Raw genomic sequence first — 17,561 nt, 5'->3', positions numbered from 1 at the left:
CTTGAGCGGCTTTTGCGCGCCATATTCCGCGCGCAGCGCCATCAGGCCCGGCATCTCGGTCTCGGCAATCGCGATTTCCTTGCGGCCATACTCGGCCAGGTCGATATCCTTGACAATGTAATCGGTTGTCATCCGGGGGCTCCTTGCCAATACGTTTTGCAAGGCAGATAGCATTCACCCTCCGCACAGGCAATGCACCTCCCACCGGTGACGCCGGCGTATCAGCTTTCGATCCCGGCCTGTTCGGGCATCGCGTCCCGCATCTGGAACCAGTCGGTTCCCGTCGCCAGGATACAGCTTACGCCGTCCGCCCCGGTCAGGATCACGGTGAACGTGCCGGTCTCGGGCGAGGCCCAGACCTCGACCACCGTATCAAGCGCCTCGGCGTCGTGCAGCCCGCCACCGGTCAGCTTCTCGGCATAGTCGCGCTCCAGCCGCTGCACCACCTGCTCACGCGCAGCGCAATCGCCCGCATGAGCCGGAATCGCGGTCAGAATCGCACCGACCGCCAGGCCGGCGGCCACAATCCGTTTCAAAAGCATGGGGCTGCTCCTTTCCCACTGCCTCGATCCAAAAGGCGCGCGGTCAGAGAGAGAAATCCCGCGCGCCACCCCGTCTTGGCAATCACCCATCACGCGCGCCGGATTCCCGGTCTTGTCGTGCGATGTGGCAGCAGGTAATCGCAGTGCGGTGATACTGCGCCCCAATTGTGGCAGAAATGGGGCACGCCCAGTAGGAGTAGACAGGAAAATGGCACGTGGCCCCGCTCCGAAACCACCCCGCGCCTGGCAGCGCATGTTGTCCGGTCGCCGGCTCGACCTGCTCGATCCCACGCCGATGGATATCGAGATCGAGGACATTGCCCACGGGCTTGCTTTCGTTGCCCGCTGGAATGGCCAGACGCGGGGCGACTGGCCCTACTCCGTGGCCGAGCATTCGCTGCTTGTAGAGACGATTTTCGCAAGGTTAGAGCCGAAATCGCCTGCCAGATGGCGCCTTGCCGCGCTCTTGCACGACGCGCCCGAATACGTGATCGGGGACATGATTTCCCCGGTCAAGGCGGCGGTCGGGCCAGGCTATGGCGCACTCGATGACCGGCTTTCCGCCGCGATCCATATCCGCTTTGGCCTGCCTGCCACCATCCCCGCAACGGTCAAGAAAAGGATCAAGGCGGCCGACCGGGTGTCCGCCTGGATGGAAGCGACGCAGATCGCCGGCTTTACCGTGGAAGAGGCCAACAGGTTTTTCGGCAAACCCCGTCCCGAGCTGACCCGCGGGCTCGACATCCAATTGCGCCCACCCCGCGAGGTGCGCGAGGATTTCACCGCGCGGCACGCGGCGCTTCTGTCGAAAATATAGTCTCTGATACGCCATGATTCACATCCGCCACGCGTCACCCCTCGACACCCGCGCCATGGCCGACCTGCTGAACACGATCATCAAGAACGGTGGCGCAACGGCCATATCGGGGCCAGTTGCGCCTGAAATCCTGTCAGAGTGGATCGAAAACGACGGCCCACGCGGCGCGTGGCATGTCGCCGAGGATGACCACGGCGCGCTCCTGGGTTTCCAATGGATAGGCCCTCATCGCGACCTGCCGCCCCAAGCCTGCGACATCGCCACATTCACCCGCATCGACCAGGCCCGACTCGGGGTCGGCTCGAAACTCTTCGATGCCACGAAACGCGCCGCGCGCGATCTGGATTATGGATGGATCAACGCCGCCATCCGCGCCGACAACGCGGGCGGCCTTGCCTATTACCAGTCGCGCGGTTTCGAACCGTGGGGGCGACGCGAGGGAATCGCGCTGACCGACGGCACGCGCATCGAACAGGTCCTCATGCGCCGCGATCTGCGCTAACCCCACCGCGCGCCCGGTTAACCTCTGGCCGCCCCTGCAAACCACGTCCCTCCGGCAGCCGGGGAGCAGCCGGGAGTCATACGCGAGTCACCCCCCCGAGTCGCACGATCCGGGCAAATCTTAACGCGCCGCCTGTAGCGCCAGCTCCTCGGCCACCAACGCCTCCTCCGCGGGCGAAAGTGGCCCCCAGTCGACGCCCGGGGCGATCAGGCCCGCGACCTTCATCTGCGCGCCGATCCGGTCCATGTCGAAATCATGGATCAGGGCTTTCCTGCCCATCACCCAGTCGCTGTTTTTCTTCAATGTATCAATGACATGCGGGGTTCGGCCGGCAAAGGATTCGATCTGCCAGCGCATCGCGCGGCTGCGCCCCTTCTGCCGACGCAGGATCACGCCGACGTTCTGATCCCGGTTTGCCACCAGCCCGAACAGATGAAAGGCCGAGCCGTCCATCCCCACGATCCGCCGCGCCGCGCGATAGCGCGCGACCTGTGTGCCAAGATCATGTTTTTCCGGGCAAAAAACCGCGTACCCTGCCCGCGCCATACGGTCGTCAAGGATCGCCTCGCCAACGAACCCCTCGCGATCCAGCGCCAGTTGCGACCGGGTGATGAACAGGTTCTCCGGCCCCTCCGGCTCGACATCCCGCGCGAAATGCTCCGCGATGAAGCGCCGAAACACCCGCGTCCCCTTTGAGATGCGCCCCAACCCGAAGCCCTGCCCCGGCACATGAAGATGCGCAACCCGCGTCGGAACACGTAGGATGCGCAGCGGGAGATCTCCGACAAGAAGCTGGAAATACTCGGTTTTATAGGCCGGCAACCCTGCCTGCTCCGACGAGTATTTCTCGACGAACAGCACCCCGCTCAAACGCTCCCGCAGGCGCGGAACCGCCCAGAGCCGCGCGGCCGTCTCGACCAGGAAATGCCCGAAATGCCCGTAAAGCACCCCGCCCCAAAGCCATTCTCCTTCAAGCGTTTCGGCAGGGTCGGTGACGAAGTCCGGCGCGTGGGTGATCAGCGCCTCGCGCTGCCAGGTCGCCGCCCAGGGCATGTATTTCCCTTCGCCGGTGAACACCCCGCAATAGAGATCACGACCCGGCCTTTCATGCGGCACGACAACTGCACCCGACACTTCGCGCACCCCCGCAGACCACCCGCCCGACGGGTCCGGCGGTGTGGTCGGATCGCGCTTGCCCACCGGTGAAAAACCTAGCGGGGGCTGCGCTTGGCCAGGATACGCTGAAGCGTGCGGCGATGCATGTTGAGCCGCCGCGCCGTCTCGCTCACGTTACGGTCGCACAGCTCATAGACCCGCTGGATATGCTCCCATCGCACCCGGTCGGCACTCATCGGGTTGTCGGGCGGCGGCGGCAATTCGTCGTCCGGCGTCAACAGGGCAATGGTGATATCCTTGGCGTCGGCGGGTTTCGACAGGTAATCGGTCGCCCCGATCTTGACCGCCGCCACAGCCGTCGCAATCGCGCCATACCCGGTAAGCACGACAATCCGGCAATCGGGGCGCCTTTCGCGAAGCACCTCCACCACGTCGAGCCCGTTGCCATCCTCAAGCCGAAGATCGCAGACCGCATAGGCCGGAGGCCGGGCCGTCGCGATCGCCTTGCCCGCGGCAACGGAATCCGCCATTTCCACCTCGAACCCCCGCTTTTCCATCGCTTTCGCGAGGCGGCGCAGGAACGGCTCGTCGTCATCGACAATCAACAGCGATCTGTCATCGCCGAGGTCCAGTTGATCTTCGGCCAAGGGGGTGTCCTCCTGTTCACGCACCTCAACCTTATTTAGGTGTCGATCATGCACCCGTCAAACATCAGACGTAGCGGAACAATGTTCCTTTAGCGATTATCGAGGAAACACCCCACCTGATCGGCCAGTTCCGCGGGCGTCAGGTCACGGCGAAAGAACTCGATGAAGCCTTCCTCGGGAAAGACCAGGTAGGAAAAGGTCGAGTGGTCGACCAGGTAGTAATCTTCGTCACCCGGCTCGGGTTCCTGTTTCTTGAAATATGTCCGGTATGCCTGGCTGGCCGCGCGCACCTGCTCCATGCTGCCAGTCAGACCCACCATGCGCGGATGCAAACGATCTGTAAAATCCTGAAGGATCTCGGGCGTGTCACGATCCGGATCGACCGAGATAAAGACCGGTTTCACGCTCATCCCGCGGTCTTCCAGGATCTCGACCGCCTCGGCATTGCGCGATGTATCAAGCGGGCAGACGTCAGGGCAGAAGGTGTAGCCGAAATAGATCAGCGATGGCTCGTCGATCAGTTCCTCGCTGGTCACGGTCTCGCCGGCCTCGTCCACAAGGGTGAACGGCCCCCCGATGGCGTCGGAGCCCCCGGCCACCTGCCCCACACGACACTCGGCATACTTGTCGCCGCCATTCCGATCCATGGTGACGAAAACCATGCCGACAATCACCAGCACAACCGCCACAACGGCACCGAAAGCATAGTATTTCATCATGAGATTGCCCTTCGCATCGCTTGCAGCCCGCCATTGAATGACGCGCCTCCCACATCTATCAATCTTGAGGAGACATGCAACGGGACGAAGGCGCGCAGATGACGGATACCGGTTTCGGGCTGATCGGGGCGCGCCAGCGCGGCAACTGGGTCCGGTTGCGCACGATCATCTGGCTGCGCTGGGCCGCGATCGTGGGGCAGATCAGCGCGCTTGTCGTGGCGCAGCAGATTTACGCGCTGCAAGTCGAGTTCGGCCTGTTCTTTCTCGTCGTCGGCCTGTCGATCATCGCCAATCTCGTCGCGATGTTCGTCTTTCCGGAGAACAAGCGACTCAGCGAAGTCGAAAACCTGCTCATGGTTCTGTTCGACCTGCTGCAACTGGCCGCGCTTCTCTATCTGACCGGCGGGCTCAACAACCCGTTCTCGCTTCTGATCGTGGGGCCGGTCACCGTGTCGGCGGCCGCGCTCTCGGCACGCAGCACGGTGTTTCTCGGGGCTGTCGCCATTCTCGTGGTCTCGGTTCTGGCGGTGTTTCACATGCCGCTCAGAACCGAGTCGGATACCGTGCTGCGGATCGGCGAGCTTTTCGTCTTCGGCAACTGGGCCGCCATCGTCATCGCCATCGTGTTCCTGTCGGTCTATACCCGCTGGATCGCCTCTGAGGTGCACGCCATGTCCGAGGCGCTTCAGGCCACGCAATTGGCATTGGCGCGCGAACAAAAGCTCTCAGATCTGAGCGGCGTCGTGGCAGCAGCAGCACATGAACTCGGCACGCCGCTGGCTACAATCAAGCTCACCTCGGCCGAACTGATGGAAGATCTTGCCGATAATCCCGATGCGCTCGACGATATCCAGCTGATCAATCAACAGGCCGACCGCTGCCGCGATATCCTCAGGTCGATGGGCGGGACCGGCAAGGATGATCTCTACTTGCGCCACGCCCCGGTCACAGCCGTGGTCGAAGAGGCCGCGACCCCGCATCTCGATCGCGGCAAACCCATTCATTTCGAAACCTCGGCCGGCGCCGGCGCCGACCTTCCCCAGCCGACAATCCCGCGCCGACCCGAGATCGTCCACGGGTTGCGCAACCTGATCCAGAACGCGGTGGATTTCGCCCATGGCCAAGTCTGGGTCGAAACCGGGTGGACCGGCGACAAGATAACGATCCGCATTCAGGACGATGGCCCGGGCTTTCCCCCGCATCTGATCGGGCGGATCGGCGATCCTTTCATGCGCGACCGGCGTGGCGCAACGGAACGCGCCGCACGCCCGGCATACGAAGGCATGGGCCTTGGCCTTTTCATCGCCAAGACACTTCTCGAACGCACAGGCGCCGAGCTGTCCTTTGCCAATGGTCCGAGCGTCAAAGCGCGCGTTGCCGATGGCCATGGCCGCTCCGGCGCCATGGTAGAGGTGTCCTGGCCGCACGACCGGATCGATGCGCGCTTTGGTGAGGCTCGAATGCCGGTCGGAGACAACCGCCCGTTCGAAACCTGACCGCCGCTCTTGCCTGATCCGATGGCTTCGGGCCGGTCTTTACCAATCATTAATCATTAACGGCGACCCTGTCCCGTGCCGCGCGGCATGGTGAAAGCGACAGGGGAATTGCACGATGGCCGATCTTGGGCTTTGGGGATTCTTGGCACTGGGCGCGGTTTGCATCGCCGCGGCCGGTCTGGCACTGGCGCTTCTCGTCATGCTCGATCGGCGCGGTTCGAGGCGAAAGGACAGTGCCATGCTCGACCGCGTCGCCTTTCTCTTCGACGGGGAGTACCTTGAACACGCCAGCGAAGCGGCGCGCAAAATCCTTGCCCGTGGCAACCTCGACGACGATCCTGCCGACCCTGACGCCGATCTCGGCTGGACCGGGGTAGCGCAGCTTCTGCGAGCCCGCTTTCCCGGTCTGCCTGCCAGCGCCGCGCAAGCCCTTCAAGGGGCCCCCGGCCGACTCCCGGCCCGCGACCCACGGGATCACGCACATCTCGCCCTTTCCGAGATCCGTGGCAGGCTCAGCGTTGTCGTCACCGAAGAGTTCCCGCCCGATGCCGCCGACCGTCACCTCGCCATCACCCGGAACGACGAATTGCATGCCATGGCCCGTGCGGCCAATCTCTTTCCCTATCCCATCTGGATAAGCCACGCCGATGGTGCGGTCATCTGGTCCAATGCCGCCCATGAAAGGCTCGCCGACCGTCCGGACCGCATGTCGGATCAGGGCAAGACCGTCCTTTCACCCCTCGATCTCGACATCTCCGATGCGCAGGACAGCACCAGCCGGCGGGTGGCGATCGAAACCGGCGAATCCGACCGAACCGAGTGGTTCGACGTGACGAAGACACGGTCGGGCCGCAATGGCTTTCTCAACTTCGCCATCGACATCAGCCCCGTGGTCGAGGCCGAGATCGCGCAGCACCGCTTCGTGCAGACCCTCTCCAAGACTTTCGCACAGCTGTCCACCGGGCTGGCCATATTCGACCGGAACCGTCAGCTGGCGTTGTTCAACCCCGCGCTGATCGACCTGACCACGCTGCCCGCCGACTTCCTTTCGGCCCGGCCCGATCTGCAATCCTTCTTCGACCGCCTGCGCGATAACCGCATGATGCCCGAGCCCAAGAATTATGCCGGTTGGCGCCAGCATATCGCCGAACTCGTAGTCGCCGCCGCCGACGGGCGGTATCACGAAACGTGGTCGCTTCCCTCGGGGCTGACCTATCGCGTGACCGGGCGGCCCCATCCCGACGGCGCCATCGCCATCCTGATCGAGGATATCAGCGCCGAGATTTCCCTCACCCGCAGATTCCGCTCGCAACTCGACCTGGGTCAGGCGGTGATCGACACGCTAGACGAAGGGATTGCCGTGTTTTCGGCAACAGGTTCCCTGACCTTTTCCAACGCGGCCTTCCGCACGATGTGGAAAATCGACCCCGAAAGCAGTTTCGCCGAAATGACGGCACGTGATGCCACCCGCCATATGCGCACGATCTGCACCGATACCGACTTCTGGACCAATCTTCAGAATTTCCTTTCGCAAACAGGTGGCCGCGACCCGTGGTTCGCGGATATCCGCATGAGCGACGGCACATCCATTGAATGCCGCGTCGCCCCGATCGCCGCGGGTGCGACACTCGTCGGCTTCCGCCTGCGGCCCGTGTTGCAGGTGAGCGAAGCACAAGCGAAAGGCGCATCCATGCCGTTGGGCTGAAACGGGCTTGCAGGGGGCGCAGGGGGCGTTACTCTCGCGCCATGCTTCAGCGGCCCGTCCAAATCACGCTCACCTCGCACGATGCCACCGCTCGACTGGCCGCCGCGCTGGCCCCGATCCTTGGTGCGGGTGATACTCTCTTGCTTTCGGGCGGGATCGGCGCGGGCAAGACCCATTTCGCCCGCGCGCTGATCCAGTCGCTCTTGCCGGAGCCCGAAGACGTGCCCTCGCCCACCTTCACCCTGGTCCAGGTCTACGACACGCCGGATTTCGAGATCTGGCACAGTGATCTCTATCGCCTCTCGCACGCGGACGAAGTGGTGGAACTGGGCCTGCCCGACGCGTTCGAGACGGCGCTCTGCCTGGTCGAATGGCCTGATCGGCTCGGCAATCTGGCCCCGCGATCGGCCTTGTCGCTCGATTTTGCCCTGGATCCGGTCGAAGGCGTCAGGCAGCTTGCGCTGGACTGGTCCACGCCCGCATGGGCCGCGCGTCTCGATGGGGTTCTCGATGCCGTCGCGTGATGCGCTTGCCGGGAGTTTTCTGGCCCGAACCGACTGGGCCGGCGCCTCCATCGCACCGCTTGCGGGCGATGCCTCCAATCGCCGATACCTGCGTCTCACGCACCCGGCACGCGGCCCCGCCGTCCTGATGGACGCACCGCCCGAAAAGGGCGAGGATGTGCGCCCCTTCGCCCGCATCGCCCGGCACCTGTCATCCTTCGGACTCTCCGCCCCGACCATCCTTGCCGAGGACGAAACCAACGGCTTTCTCCTGCTCGAAGATCTGGGCGACGATCTCTTCGCCCGCGTCATCCCACGTGACCCCGCGCTCGAGCGCCCGCTCTACGAGGCCGCGACCGATGTGCTTCTGGCCCTGCGTGATGCGCCGCTGCCATCCGGCCTTGCCCCTTATTCGCCGGAACTCATGGCCGAGCTCGCGGTGCTCGCCTTCGACTGGTATCTCGCCCATTCCCGGAGGCCAGACCCCGCTGCGCGCGCCGGCTTCCTGGCCGCTTTCCGGCCGCTGCTGGAACATCACGTTGCCGAACAATCCACCCTGATCCAGCGCGATTACCATGCCGAGAACCTGCTCTGGTTGCCATCGCGCCATGGCCCGGCCCGGGTCGGGCTGCTCGATTTCCAGGACGCGATGACCGGCCACCCCGCCTATGATCTGGTCTCGCTTCTGCAAGACGCCCGCCGCGATGTTCCGCCCGAGATCGAACAGGCGATGATCGCCCGGCATGTCACCGCTTCGGGCGCGGATAGAGACGCGTTCGACACCGCCTATCACCTTCTCGGCGCCCAGCGAAACCTTCGGATACTGGGTGTTTTCGCCCGACTCTGCCTGCGCGACGGCAAGGCCCACTACGTCGATCTCATTCCCCGCGTCTGGGGCCTCCTGCAACGTGATCTTGCCCATCCCGCGCTCGCGCCGGTGGCGCCCCTCGTGCGCCGCGCCCTTCCCGAACCCACCCCCGACACACTCCGGACCCTCAAGGACAAATGCGCGACCATCCCGACGCCATAATGCTGTTTGCCGCCGGATTCGGCACCCGTATGGGCGCGCTCACCGCCGAGCGCCCCAAGCCGATGATCCCGGTCGCCGGTCGCCCGCTGATCGACCATGCGCTCGACCTCGTGGCTCCCATGAACCTCGCGCGCATGGTGGCCAACCTGCATTATTGCCCCGAGCCGCTGATCGACCACCTCGACGGGCGCGGCCTCGCCTTTTCGCATGAAACCCCCGACATCCTCGACACCGGCGGCGGGTTGCGCCACGCCCTGCCGCTCCTCGGGCCGGGGCCGGTTTTCACCCTGAACACCGATGCGGTCTGGCGCGGCCCCAACCCGCTCTCGCTGTTGGCCAGGGCATGGAACCCGGACGAGATGGACGCGCTGCTGATCTGCGTGCCCAAACCCCGCGCCATCGGCCATGCAGGGCCGGGTGATTTCCTGCTCGACGACTCGGGCCGCCTCAGCCGGGGGCCGGGCCATGTCTATGGTGGCGTGCAGATCGTCAAGACCCATCTCTTGCACGACATCCCCGAGCGCGCCTTCTCGCTCAACCGGCTCTGGGACCGCATGGCCCGGGCCGATCGCCTTTTCGGCCTGCCCTATCCCGGCAAATGGTGCGACGTGGGCCACCCCGAGGGAATCGCCCTCGCCGAGCGAATGCTGGAGGATAGCAATGTTTGACTCCGCCGACTCCCCCCGCGTCTTTGCCTGCCCGCCCGGCGCCGATTTTCCCCGCGCACTGGTCGACGGCCTGCGCGCGCATTACGCGAATGAGCCGCCCGAGGCGCTGGCCCGGGTGCATCTCATCGTCAACACCCGCCGCATGGCGCGCCGCATCCAGGCCCTTTTCGACGACGGGCCGGCGCTCCTCTTGCCGCGGCTTTCTCTCGTCACCGACCTGGGCGATCTCAGCGCGCTCGACGAGATCCCGCCCCCCGTTCCGCCCCTGCGGCGGCGGCTCGAACTCATTCCGCTGATCTCACGCTTTCTCGATACGAATCCGGCCTTCGCGCCCCGGTCCGCTCTCTATGACCTCGCCGACAGTCTCGCCGCACTCATGGCCGAGATGCAGGGCGAGGGCGTCACGCCCGAAACGATCGCCCAGCTCGATGTCAGCGACCAATCCGGCCATTGGACGCGCACGGTGAATTTCCTGTCGATCGTCCAGCACTATTTCGACGATACCGGCGAGCCGCCCGACTCCGAAGCCCGCCAGCGCCTGATCGTCGACCGCCTGATCGCGCGCTGGGCCGCGACCCCACCCGCCGATCCGGTGATCGTCGCCGGCTCCACCGGCTCTCGCGGCACGACACAACGCCTGATGCAGGCCGTCGCGCGCCTTCCGCGCGGCGCGCTCGTGCTGCCAGGTTTCGATTTCGAGATGCCCGCCGATCTCTGGGGCACGCTCGATGACCCGATGTTGTCCGAGGATCACCCGCAACACCGCTTTCACGCCCTGATGCGGGGGCTTGGCCTCAATGCCACGGATATCCGCCCATGGCCCGGCGCCACGGCCCCCAACCCGTCGCGCAACCGTCTTGTCTCGCTTGCCCTGCGCCCGGCACCGGTGACCGATCAATGGCTGCGCGACGGCCCGGCGCTGGGCGATCTGCGGCCCGCGACCCGATCCATGACCCTGATCGAGGCCCCGACCCAGCGTCAAGAGGCGCTGGCCATTGCCCTGCGCCTGCGCGATGCCGCCGAACGAGGCGAGACCGCTGCCCTCATCACACCCGACCGCGGCCTGACCCGCCAGGTCGCCGCCGCGCTCGACCGCTGGAACATCCTGCCCGATGACAGTGCCGGTGAGCCGCTCCAGCTTTCGGCCATCGGCCGGCTGATGCGCCACATCGCCGGGCTGTTCGAGGCTCGGCTGACCGCCGATGCGCTCCTGACCCTGCTCAAGCACCCGCTCACCCATGGCGCGGCGGGCCGGGGCAACCATCTGCGCTTTACCCGCGATCTCGAACTCCACATCCGCCGCAACGGCCCGCCCTACCCGGATGCCGATGCGATCACCAATTGGGCCGCCGAGCGCAAGACCCGGGATGCCGATGCCTGGGCCGCATGGGTGGCCGATACGTTCACCACCCATCACAGCCCGCAGGAAATGGCAATTTCGGCAAGGTTAGAGACGCATCTCACCCTTTTGAACCGTGCGATTCAGGGCCATGATCCCACCGCCACGCCGCACCCCTGGGCGCAAGAGGACGGTCGTGCCGCCAAACCGGTGATCGACGCCTTTCTTGACGCAGCCCCCTATGGCGGCACGCTGAACGCCCGCGATTATGCCGATCTCTTCGGCGCGGTCCTGGGCGCTGGAGAGGTGCGCGAGGTCGAAACCCCGCATCCGCATATCCTCATCTGGGGCACGCTGGAAGCGCGGGTGCAGGGCGCCGACCTGCTGATCCTTGCCGGGCTCAACGATGGCACCTGGCCCGAAGCGCCCACTCCCGACCCGTGGCTCAACCGCGCGCTGCGCCACAAGGCCGGGCTTCTCCTGCCCGAGCGGCGCATCGGCCTCTCCGCCCATGATTTCCAGCAGGCCATCGCCGCGCCCGAGGTCTGGCTTACCCGCTCGATCCGCTCGGACGATGCCGAAACCGTGGTCTCGCGCTGGCTCAATCGCCTGCAGAACCTGCTCGCCGGACTGCCGGACCAGGGCGGCGCTGAGGCGCTCGACTCCATGAAGGAACGCGGCGCTAACTGGCTCGCCCTCGCCGACGCGATCGAAGCTCCCGGCTCCGCCAAGCCCCGGCCCCGGCCCGCGCCCATGCCGCCCGCTGCCGCGCGCCCGCGCCAGCTCTCCGTGACCGAGATCAAGACACTCATCCGCGATCCTTACGCGATCTATGCCCGCCACGTCCTGAGGCTCAGGCCGCTCGACCCGCTGATGCGCCTGCCCGATGCGCTCATCCGTGGTATCGTCACCCACGAGGTGATGGAACGTTTCATCCGCGACACCGCCGATACCCCCGAGGCGCGCAATCGCGACACCCTCACGGCCACGGCGCGCGAGGTATTCGAGGCATCCCTGCCCTGGCCCGCCGAGCGGCTGATCTGGCTCGCCCGGCTCGAACGAGTAGTTGATGAATTCCTGGCTGACGAAGAGGCCCGACGTGCCCATGCCGACCCCGTGGATTACGAAGTGCGCGGGAAGATCGCCTTTGACGATATCGGGTTCACGCTCACCGGCACCGCAGACCGGATCGACCGCGACCGCTCCGGCGCGCTCCTGATCTATGATTACAAGACCGGCGCGGTTCCCGGAAAGGACGAGCAGAAGTATTTCGACAAACAGCTCATATTAGAGACTGTTATCGCCGAACAGGGCGGCTTCTCCGAAATCCCCGCGGCGCCTGTCGCGGGCGCCTGGTACATCGGCCTGGGGTCTTCACCCGGTCAGGTCGCAGCGCCGCTCTCCGAAATATCGCTTGCCGAGTTCACGACCGAGTTCCGCCGCCTCATCACCCGCTACCTCTCCCCCGACCAGGGCTTTCTGTCACGCCGCGCCATGTTCGAAATCACCCAGACCGGCAGTTACGATCAACTCGCCCGCTTCGGCGAATGGGACATCACCGAAACCCCGACTCCCGAGGTGCTCAAATGACCGCCCCCGACGACGCCACCCGGGCCCAGATCGAGGCCGCAAACCCCGATCGCTCGACCTGGCTTTCGGCCAATGCGGGGTCGGGCAAGACCCGCGTGCTCACCGACCGCGTGGCGCGGCTCCTTCTGGCCGAGGTGAACCCCCAGAACATTCTCTGCCTCACCTACACCAAGGCCGCCGCCTCCGAGATGCAGAACCGGCTTTTTGACCGGCTCGGCGAATGGGCGATGCTGCCCGATGCGAAGCTCCGCAAGGAGCTTCATGACCTGGGCATTTCAGGCACTGTTTCCCCCGAAAAGCTTCAGGATGCCCGCCGCCTCTTTGCCCAGGCCATCGAAACACCGGGCGGGCTCAAGATCCAGACGATCCACGCCTTCTGTTCCTCGATCCTGCGACGCTTCCCGCTCGAAGCCGGCGTGACCCCCCGCTTTGCCGAGATGGACGACCACGCGGCCAGGCTCCTGCGCGCCGACATCGTCGAGACCATGGCAGAGGGCCCCGACCGCCCCCTCGTCACCGACCTCGCCCGGCACCTGAGTGGCGATCTTGAGAAGCTGACCGGCGAAATCGTCTCTAACGCTGCCGCATTCGCCAAACCATTACGTCATGACGATGCCTTTGCCCTGTTCGACCTCGCCCCCGACCTTTCTGAATCCGACCTGACGGCCATGGCCTATAACGGAGACGAGCCCGCCATTCTCAAGGCACTCCTTCCAGTTCTGGCCACGGGAAGCTCCAATGACACGAAGGCCCACGACAAACTTGCCGCACTGCGCGCGTTCACCATTGCCGAGCTGCCCTTGCTGGAAAACGTGCTGCTCACCGGCAGCACCGCAAAATCGCCTTTCTCGGCCAAGATCGACGCCTTTCCGACAAAGGCATCCCGCGACAAGCTCGACCCCGACACACTCGATGCACTGAACGCCTGGATGCAACGGGTCGAAGATACCCGAGCGGCCCGCATCGCCCTCGCCGCCGCGCGCAAGACGCTCGCGCTGCATGCCTTCGCCCGCGCCTTCCTCGCCCGATACGAACAGGAAAAACAGGCCCGCGGCTGGCTTGATTTCGACGATCTCATTCTCAAGACCCGCGCCCTCCTGACCGATGATCGGGTCGCGGCCTGGGTGCTTTACCGGCTCGATGGCGGGATCGACCATATCCTTGTCGACGAGGCGCAGGACACCTCGCCGGTACAATGGAGCGTCATCGAACGCCTTGCCCAGGAATTCACCAGCGGCGAAGGCGCCCGCGCCGACATCCCGCGCACCATCTTCGTGGTCGGCGACAAGAAGCAGTCGATCTATTCCTTCCAGGGCGCCGACCCGCGCGAATTCGACCGGATGCGGGCCGAGTTCAACGCCCGCCTCGCCCTGACCAATACGCCGCTGCAAAGCCGGATGCTGGCCTGGTCCTTCCGCTCGTCGCGCGCGGTGCTGAGCCTTGTCGATGAAACCTTCAGGGGCCGTGAGGCCGCGGGGTTCACGGCCGAGGAAACACATCTTGCGTTCTTCGATGCCCTGCCCGGTCGGGTCGATCTCTGGCCGCATATCGAAAAGACGGAAAAGACCGAGCGCCCCAACTGGGACGACCCGGTTGACCTCGTCGGCCCCGACCACCATACCGCACGGCTGGCCCGCGCCGTCGCCCGCCAGATCGACCGCATGATTACCGAACGGACCCTGATTCCCGTTGATCAGAGCCACATGCGCCCAGTTCATGCCGGCGATTTTCTGATCCTCGTGCAGCGCCGTTCACCGCTCTTTCACGCCATCATCCGCGAATGCAAAGCGCTGGGCCTGCCCATCGCCGGCGCCGACCGGCTCCGCATCGGCGGCGAGCTTGCGGTGCGCGACATCGCCGCCCTCCTGCAATTCCTCGCCACGCCCGAGGATGACCTGGCGCTGGCCACCGCGCTGAAATCGCCGTTCTTCGACTGGTCAGAACAGGCGCTCTTCACCCTCGCCCACGGCCGCCCCGGATACCTCTGGGAGTCGCTCAGGAACAACCCCGACCACCCCGAGACCCTCGCCATCGTCGACGACCTGCGCTATTGGGCCGACTTCCTGCGCCCCTATGACCTCATCGAGCGATTACTCACCCGCCATGACGGCCGCCGCCGCCTGCTCGCCCGCCTGGGCACCGAGGCCGAAGACGGGATCGACGCGCTCCTGCAACAGGCGCTGGCCTACGAGGGGCAATCCGTCCCTTCGCTCACCGGTTTCCTGACCTGGATGGAAACCGAAGACATCGAGATCAAGCGCCAGCCAGACAGCGAAGGCGGTCGCATCCGGGTGATGACCGTCCACGGTGCCAAGGGGCTCGAATCCCCCATCGTGATCCTGCCCGACACCGGCCAGCGGCCGGACCGCATCCGCAACGAGATCGTCACCCATGACGGCCCACCACTCTGGAAGACCCTTGCCACGGAAACCCCGCCCACCCTGCAAGACGCGCTCGAACAGCAGCGCGAAAGCGACCGGCAGGAACGCGACCGCCTGCTATACGTGGCCATGACACGGGCCGAGAAATGGCTCGTCGTCGCCGCCGCGGGTGAATTGGGCAAGGACGAGCAAAGCTGGTATGACAAGATCCGCCTTGGCATGGAATCCATGGGCGCCGCCCCGCATCATTTCGACCTGGGCGAGGGGCTGGACGAGGCGCCCGGTCTGAGGCTCGAACACGGCACTTGGGCCGGATCAGAGACTGAATCAGTGGCCTCTTCCTCCACGCCGCCACCCACGATCCCCGATCATTTTTGCCGCGCCGCACCGATCCCCGATCCGCGCCCTGCCACGCTTGCACCGTCCGACCTGCCGGGGGCCAAGGCGCTCTCGGGCGAGGCCGGTCTCGATGAAGACGCGGCCATGCGGCGCGGACGACAGGTGCATCGCCTTCTGGAATTCCTGCCGGCCCATCCACCGGAACACTGGGCTGCAATCGCCGCGAAACTGCTGGCGAATGGCCCCGACGCCGCCGACGGCGACGCGCTTGCCCTCCTGCTCTCCGAGGCGCGCAATGTGCTCACCAGACCCGGCCTCGCGCCGATCTTTGCGCCCGACGCGCTGACCGAAGTGCCGGTTTCCGCCACTCTTCCCGAACTGGGCGGTCGGCGTATGCATGGCATCATCGATCGTCTGCTGATCGGGCCCGAGAGGATTCTGGCCGTCGATTTCAAGACCAACGCCGCCGTCCCCGACAGGCCCGAAACCGTGCCCGACGCGCTCTTGCGGCAAATGGGCGCCTATGCCTCGGCGCTCACACAGATCTATCCTGACACGCCGGTTGAAACCGCCCTTCTCTGGACCCGGAACGCCACCCTCATGCACCTGCCTCATGATCTCGTGATGACCACGTTACACGGCACCCAGCTTGACGCCCAACCTCCCGGCCCATAGGTTCCTTGCAACGTCCCGCAATCCCGATACAGGAGAAACGCAAATGGCAACCGTTGCTGTCACCGACGACACCTTTGACACCGAGGTCAAGAATGCCGACCTTCCGGTCGTGGTCGATTTCTGGGCCGAATGGTGCGGCCCCTGCAAGATGATCGGCCCCGCCCTCGAAGAGCTGTCCGATGAAATGCAAGGCAAGGTCAAGATCGTGAAGGTCGATGTCGACAGCAACCCCAACGCGCCCGCCGCATTGGGCGTGCGCGGCATCCCGGCGCTTTTCATCTTCAAGGACGGCCAGGTCGTGTCGAACATGGCAGGCGCCAAGCCCAAGGCCGCGCTGCAAAGCTGGATCGAAGAGTCGATCTGATCCGCACCCCGCACAACTGACCCGACAAGGCCCCGCCGGACAATCCGCGCGGGGCTTTTCATGCTTCCCCCGCCGCCCAGCGCACGATGCATTAACTCAACGCGCGTTAACCTTCGGGCAAATCCGGCAGCAGCCGGATGTCAGCCAGGAGTCATACGCATGTCACCCCCCGGATTTTCGCAGAAAACCGCCGTTAACCTTTACACCGGCCAACCGTGATCACGCAGCCTTTGGGCGATCCTTTCCTCCGCCTCGGGACGACCCGCATTAATCGCCATCTTCTGCCAGAACCACCACAGGTAAGCTTCGAAATCAGGGCGGTGCCCAGGCGCCCGGCGCAGTGCCTCCTCGACGCCGATTTCCCATATTTTCAAGGCAATATGATTGAAATCCACCCACCCGAACAACACCAGCGGACGTGCATGGAAAAGCCCCATGAACCCGACACTTGAATTCTGCGTCACCACATAGGCACAACCGGGCAAAAGCGCCTCCATCCCACCCATTCGCAGATCAAGGTTCGGGTATGATTTCTGTAATTTTTCAAGGGCTTGAAGCTCCGCCGCCGAATAATCCTCATTCGGGTGCAGCCCCGCCACCACCGGCTTTTCCCGCTCCTGCCGCAGCACCGCACGCAACATCTCGATGGGCGCGCAGGACTGAAACGACCGGTGCTCCAGCAGCCGCCCCTGCAAGGCCGCGTAAACATGGCCCTTTTCGTAGGTTTCCGGCCACTCTCCGAACAGCCGCTTGCGCCAGAACCCGGCAAAGCGTGTCGCCTCCCGTCTTGGCACGTCATCCCCGTCAAACGCGGCCCGCGCCGCGTCAAACTCCCAGCGTTTTTCCGTCCGCTCGATCGACCAGAACGGATAGCTGTAGGCCCGCCGCACCGTTACCGCCCGCTCATGCGTCGGCGGCTCCATGTGAAAGAGTGCAAACCCCTTTCTCTCAAGGGATTTTTCCCGCTCCTCCGGCTCGTTCCCATGATAGGAAACCTCGAAATCCGCCGCCCGTGCCACCGCCGCGATCTTGCCCAGGAAATTGTGCTTCCCCGACTCCGCGCTCTCTTTCAGGCCGGGTTCCAGGTAGAAGCGCAGGATGCGGGCATCGTTCATGGCGCAGAGACTA

16 protein-coding genes are annotated in these 17,561 nt (G+C 64.8%); 10 read left to right on the top strand and 6 right to left on the bottom strand.

Going from position 1 to position 17,561, the window contains the following annotated elements:
• Positions 1–132: adenosylhomocysteinase (locus ACESL9_RS00730; RefSeq protein ID WP_372674394.1), on the bottom strand; the 132-nt coding region annotated here is incomplete at its 3' end.
• An 89-nt stretch (positions 133–221) separates the two neighbouring features.
• Positions 222–542 carry a hypothetical protein gene (locus ACESL9_RS00725; protein WP_372610215.1) on the bottom strand — a complete coding sequence of 107 codons (321 nt, stop codon included), beginning with the start codon at positions 540–542 and terminating at the stop codon, positions 222–224.
• Between the two features lie 208 nt (positions 543–750).
• Here ACESL9_RS00725 and ACESL9_RS00720 point away from each other — a divergent pair, with 208 nt between their 5' ends.
• Together ACESL9_RS00720 and ACESL9_RS00715 are read left to right on the top strand one after the other, a co-directional pair.
• A complete protein-coding gene (locus ACESL9_RS00720) occupies positions 751–1,359 on the top strand; it encodes a YfbR-like 5'-deoxynucleotidase (RefSeq protein WP_372610217.1) in 609 nt (202 codons plus the stop codon).
• 13 nt (positions 1,360–1,372) lie between these two features.
• Entirely contained in the window at positions 1,373–1,861 is a 489-nt protein-coding gene (locus ACESL9_RS00715; RefSeq protein WP_372610219.1) for a GNAT family N-acetyltransferase, read from the top strand.
• Between the two features lie 120 nt (positions 1,862–1,981).
• Here ACESL9_RS00715 and ACESL9_RS00710 read toward each other — a convergent pair whose 3' ends face one another.
• From ACESL9_RS00710 to ACESL9_RS00700, 3 genes are all read right to left on the bottom strand, one after another.
• Entirely contained in the window at positions 1,982–3,061 is a 1,080-nt protein-coding gene (locus ACESL9_RS00710; RefSeq protein ID WP_372610221.1) for a glycosyltransferase 61 family protein, read from the bottom strand.
• Positions 3,062–3,072: 11 nt separating this feature from the next.
• Positions 3,073–3,624 carry an ActR/PrrA/RegA family redox response regulator transcription factor gene (locus ACESL9_RS00705; protein WP_372610223.1) on the bottom strand — a complete coding sequence of 184 codons (552 nt, stop codon included), beginning with the start codon at positions 3,622–3,624 and terminating at the stop codon, positions 3,073–3,075.
• Positions 3,625–3,713: 89 nt separating this feature from the next.
• A complete protein-coding gene (locus tag ACESL9_RS00700) occupies positions 3,714–4,343 on the bottom strand; it encodes an SCO family protein (protein WP_372610225.1) in 630 nt (209 codons plus the stop codon).
• A 98-nt stretch (positions 4,344–4,441) separates the two neighbouring features.
• Between ACESL9_RS00700 and regB the strand changes: the two genes are divergently transcribed.
• From regB to trxA, 8 genes are all read left to right on the top strand, one after another.
• Positions 4,442–5,839, top strand: a complete 1,398-nt coding sequence (gene regB / locus ACESL9_RS00695) for a sensor histidine kinase RegB (protein ID WP_372610693.1) — start codon at positions 4,442–4,444, stop codon at positions 5,837–5,839.
• 115 nt (positions 5,840–5,954) lie between these two features.
• Complete coding sequence (locus ACESL9_RS00690) at positions 5,955–7,544, top strand: PAS-domain containing protein (protein WP_372610227.1); 1,590 nt, start codon at positions 5,955–5,957, stop codon at positions 7,542–7,544.
• Positions 7,545–7,585: 41 nt separating this feature from the next.
• Entirely contained in the window at positions 7,586–8,068 is a 483-nt protein-coding gene (gene tsaE / locus ACESL9_RS00685) for a tRNA (adenosine(37)-N6)-threonylcarbamoyltransferase complex ATPase subunit type 1 TsaE (RefSeq protein ID WP_372610229.1), read from the top strand.
• Positions 8,055–9,077, top strand: a complete 1,023-nt coding sequence (locus ACESL9_RS00680; protein WP_372674393.1) for an aminoglycoside phosphotransferase family protein — start codon at positions 8,055–8,057, stop codon at positions 9,075–9,077. Before tsaE ends, ACESL9_RS00680 begins: the two co-directional genes overlap by 14 nt.
• Positions 9,053–9,745 (top strand): nucleotidyltransferase family protein, encoded by a 693-nt coding sequence (locus tag ACESL9_RS00675; protein WP_372674392.1) that lies wholly within the window; start codon positions 9,053–9,055, stop codon positions 9,743–9,745. The genes ACESL9_RS00680 and ACESL9_RS00675 overlap by 25 nt, the downstream gene beginning before the upstream one ends.
• On the top strand, positions 9,738–12,674 hold the full coding sequence (addB, locus tag ACESL9_RS00670; RefSeq protein WP_372610235.1) for a double-strand break repair protein AddB: 2,937 nt from the start codon (positions 9,738–9,740) through the stop codon (positions 12,672–12,674). The genes ACESL9_RS00675 and addB overlap by 8 nt, the downstream gene beginning before the upstream one ends.
• On the top strand, positions 12,671–16,069 hold the full coding sequence (gene addA, locus ACESL9_RS00665) for a double-strand break repair helicase AddA (RefSeq protein ID WP_372674391.1): 3,399 nt from the start codon (positions 12,671–12,673) through the stop codon (positions 16,067–16,069). Before addB ends, addA begins: the two co-directional genes overlap by 4 nt.
• 43 nt (positions 16,070–16,112) lie before the next feature.
• Complete coding sequence (gene trxA, locus ACESL9_RS00660; protein ID WP_372610239.1) at positions 16,113–16,433, top strand: thioredoxin; 321 nt, start codon at positions 16,113–16,115, stop codon at positions 16,431–16,433.
• Positions 16,434–16,633: 200 nt separating this feature from the next.
• On the opposite strand, the gene ACESL9_RS00655 is transcribed toward trxA, so the two are convergent.
• On the bottom strand, positions 16,634–17,548 hold the full coding sequence (locus ACESL9_RS00655) for a hypothetical protein (RefSeq protein WP_372610241.1): 915 nt from the start codon (positions 17,546–17,548) through the stop codon (positions 16,634–16,636).
• Positions 17,549–17,561 lie beyond the last annotated feature (13 nt).

Source organism: Aquicoccus sp. (genome assembly GCF_041686535.1).
Classification (GTDB): Bacteria; Pseudomonadota; Alphaproteobacteria; order Rhodobacterales; family Rhodobacteraceae; genus Aquicoccus.
Note: the sequence above shows the minus strand (reverse complement) of the source record. Positions and strands in the feature narration are given on the sequence as shown.

What these genes read in the sequence shown, in the direction of transcription:
- addA (WP_372674391.1), top strand. Translation starts at nt 12,671, where the DNA reads ATGACCGCCCCCGACGACGCCACCCGGGCCCAGATCGAGGCCGCAAAC.
- ACESL9_RS00655 (WP_372610241.1), bottom strand. Translation starts at nt 17,548, where the DNA reads ATGAACGATGCCCGCATCCTGCGCTTCTACCTGGAACCCGGCCTGAAA.
- ACESL9_RS00725 (WP_372610215.1), bottom strand. Translation starts at nt 542, where the DNA reads ATGCTTTTGAAACGGATTGTGGCCGCCGGCCTGGCGGTCGGTGCGATT.
- addB (WP_372610235.1), top strand. Translation starts at nt 9,738, where the DNA reads ATGTTTGACTCCGCCGACTCCCCCCGCGTCTTTGCCTGCCCGCCCGGC.
- regB (WP_372610693.1), top strand. Translation starts at nt 4,442, where the DNA reads ATGACGGATACCGGTTTCGGGCTGATCGGGGCGCGCCAGCGCGGCAAC.
- ACESL9_RS00700 (WP_372610225.1), bottom strand. Translation starts at nt 4,343, where the DNA reads ATGATGAAATACTATGCTTTCGGTGCCGTTGTGGCGGTTGTGCTGGTG.
- trxA (WP_372610239.1), top strand. Translation starts at nt 16,113, where the DNA reads ATGGCAACCGTTGCTGTCACCGACGACACCTTTGACACCGAGGTCAAG.
- ACESL9_RS00720 (WP_372610217.1), top strand. Translation starts at nt 751, where the DNA reads ATGGCACGTGGCCCCGCTCCGAAACCACCCCGCGCCTGGCAGCGCATG.
- ACESL9_RS00680 (WP_372674393.1), top strand. Translation starts at nt 8,055, where the DNA reads ATGCCGTCGCGTGATGCGCTTGCCGGGAGTTTTCTGGCCCGAACCGAC.
- ACESL9_RS00715 (WP_372610219.1), top strand. Translation starts at nt 1,373, where the DNA reads ATGATTCACATCCGCCACGCGTCACCCCTCGACACCCGCGCCATGGCC.
- ACESL9_RS00675 (WP_372674392.1), top strand. Translation starts at nt 9,053, where the DNA reads ATGCGCGACCATCCCGACGCCATAATGCTGTTTGCCGCCGGATTCGGC.
- ACESL9_RS00690 (WP_372610227.1), top strand. Translation starts at nt 5,955, where the DNA reads ATGGCCGATCTTGGGCTTTGGGGATTCTTGGCACTGGGCGCGGTTTGC.
- tsaE (WP_372610229.1), top strand. Translation starts at nt 7,586, where the DNA reads ATGCTTCAGCGGCCCGTCCAAATCACGCTCACCTCGCACGATGCCACC.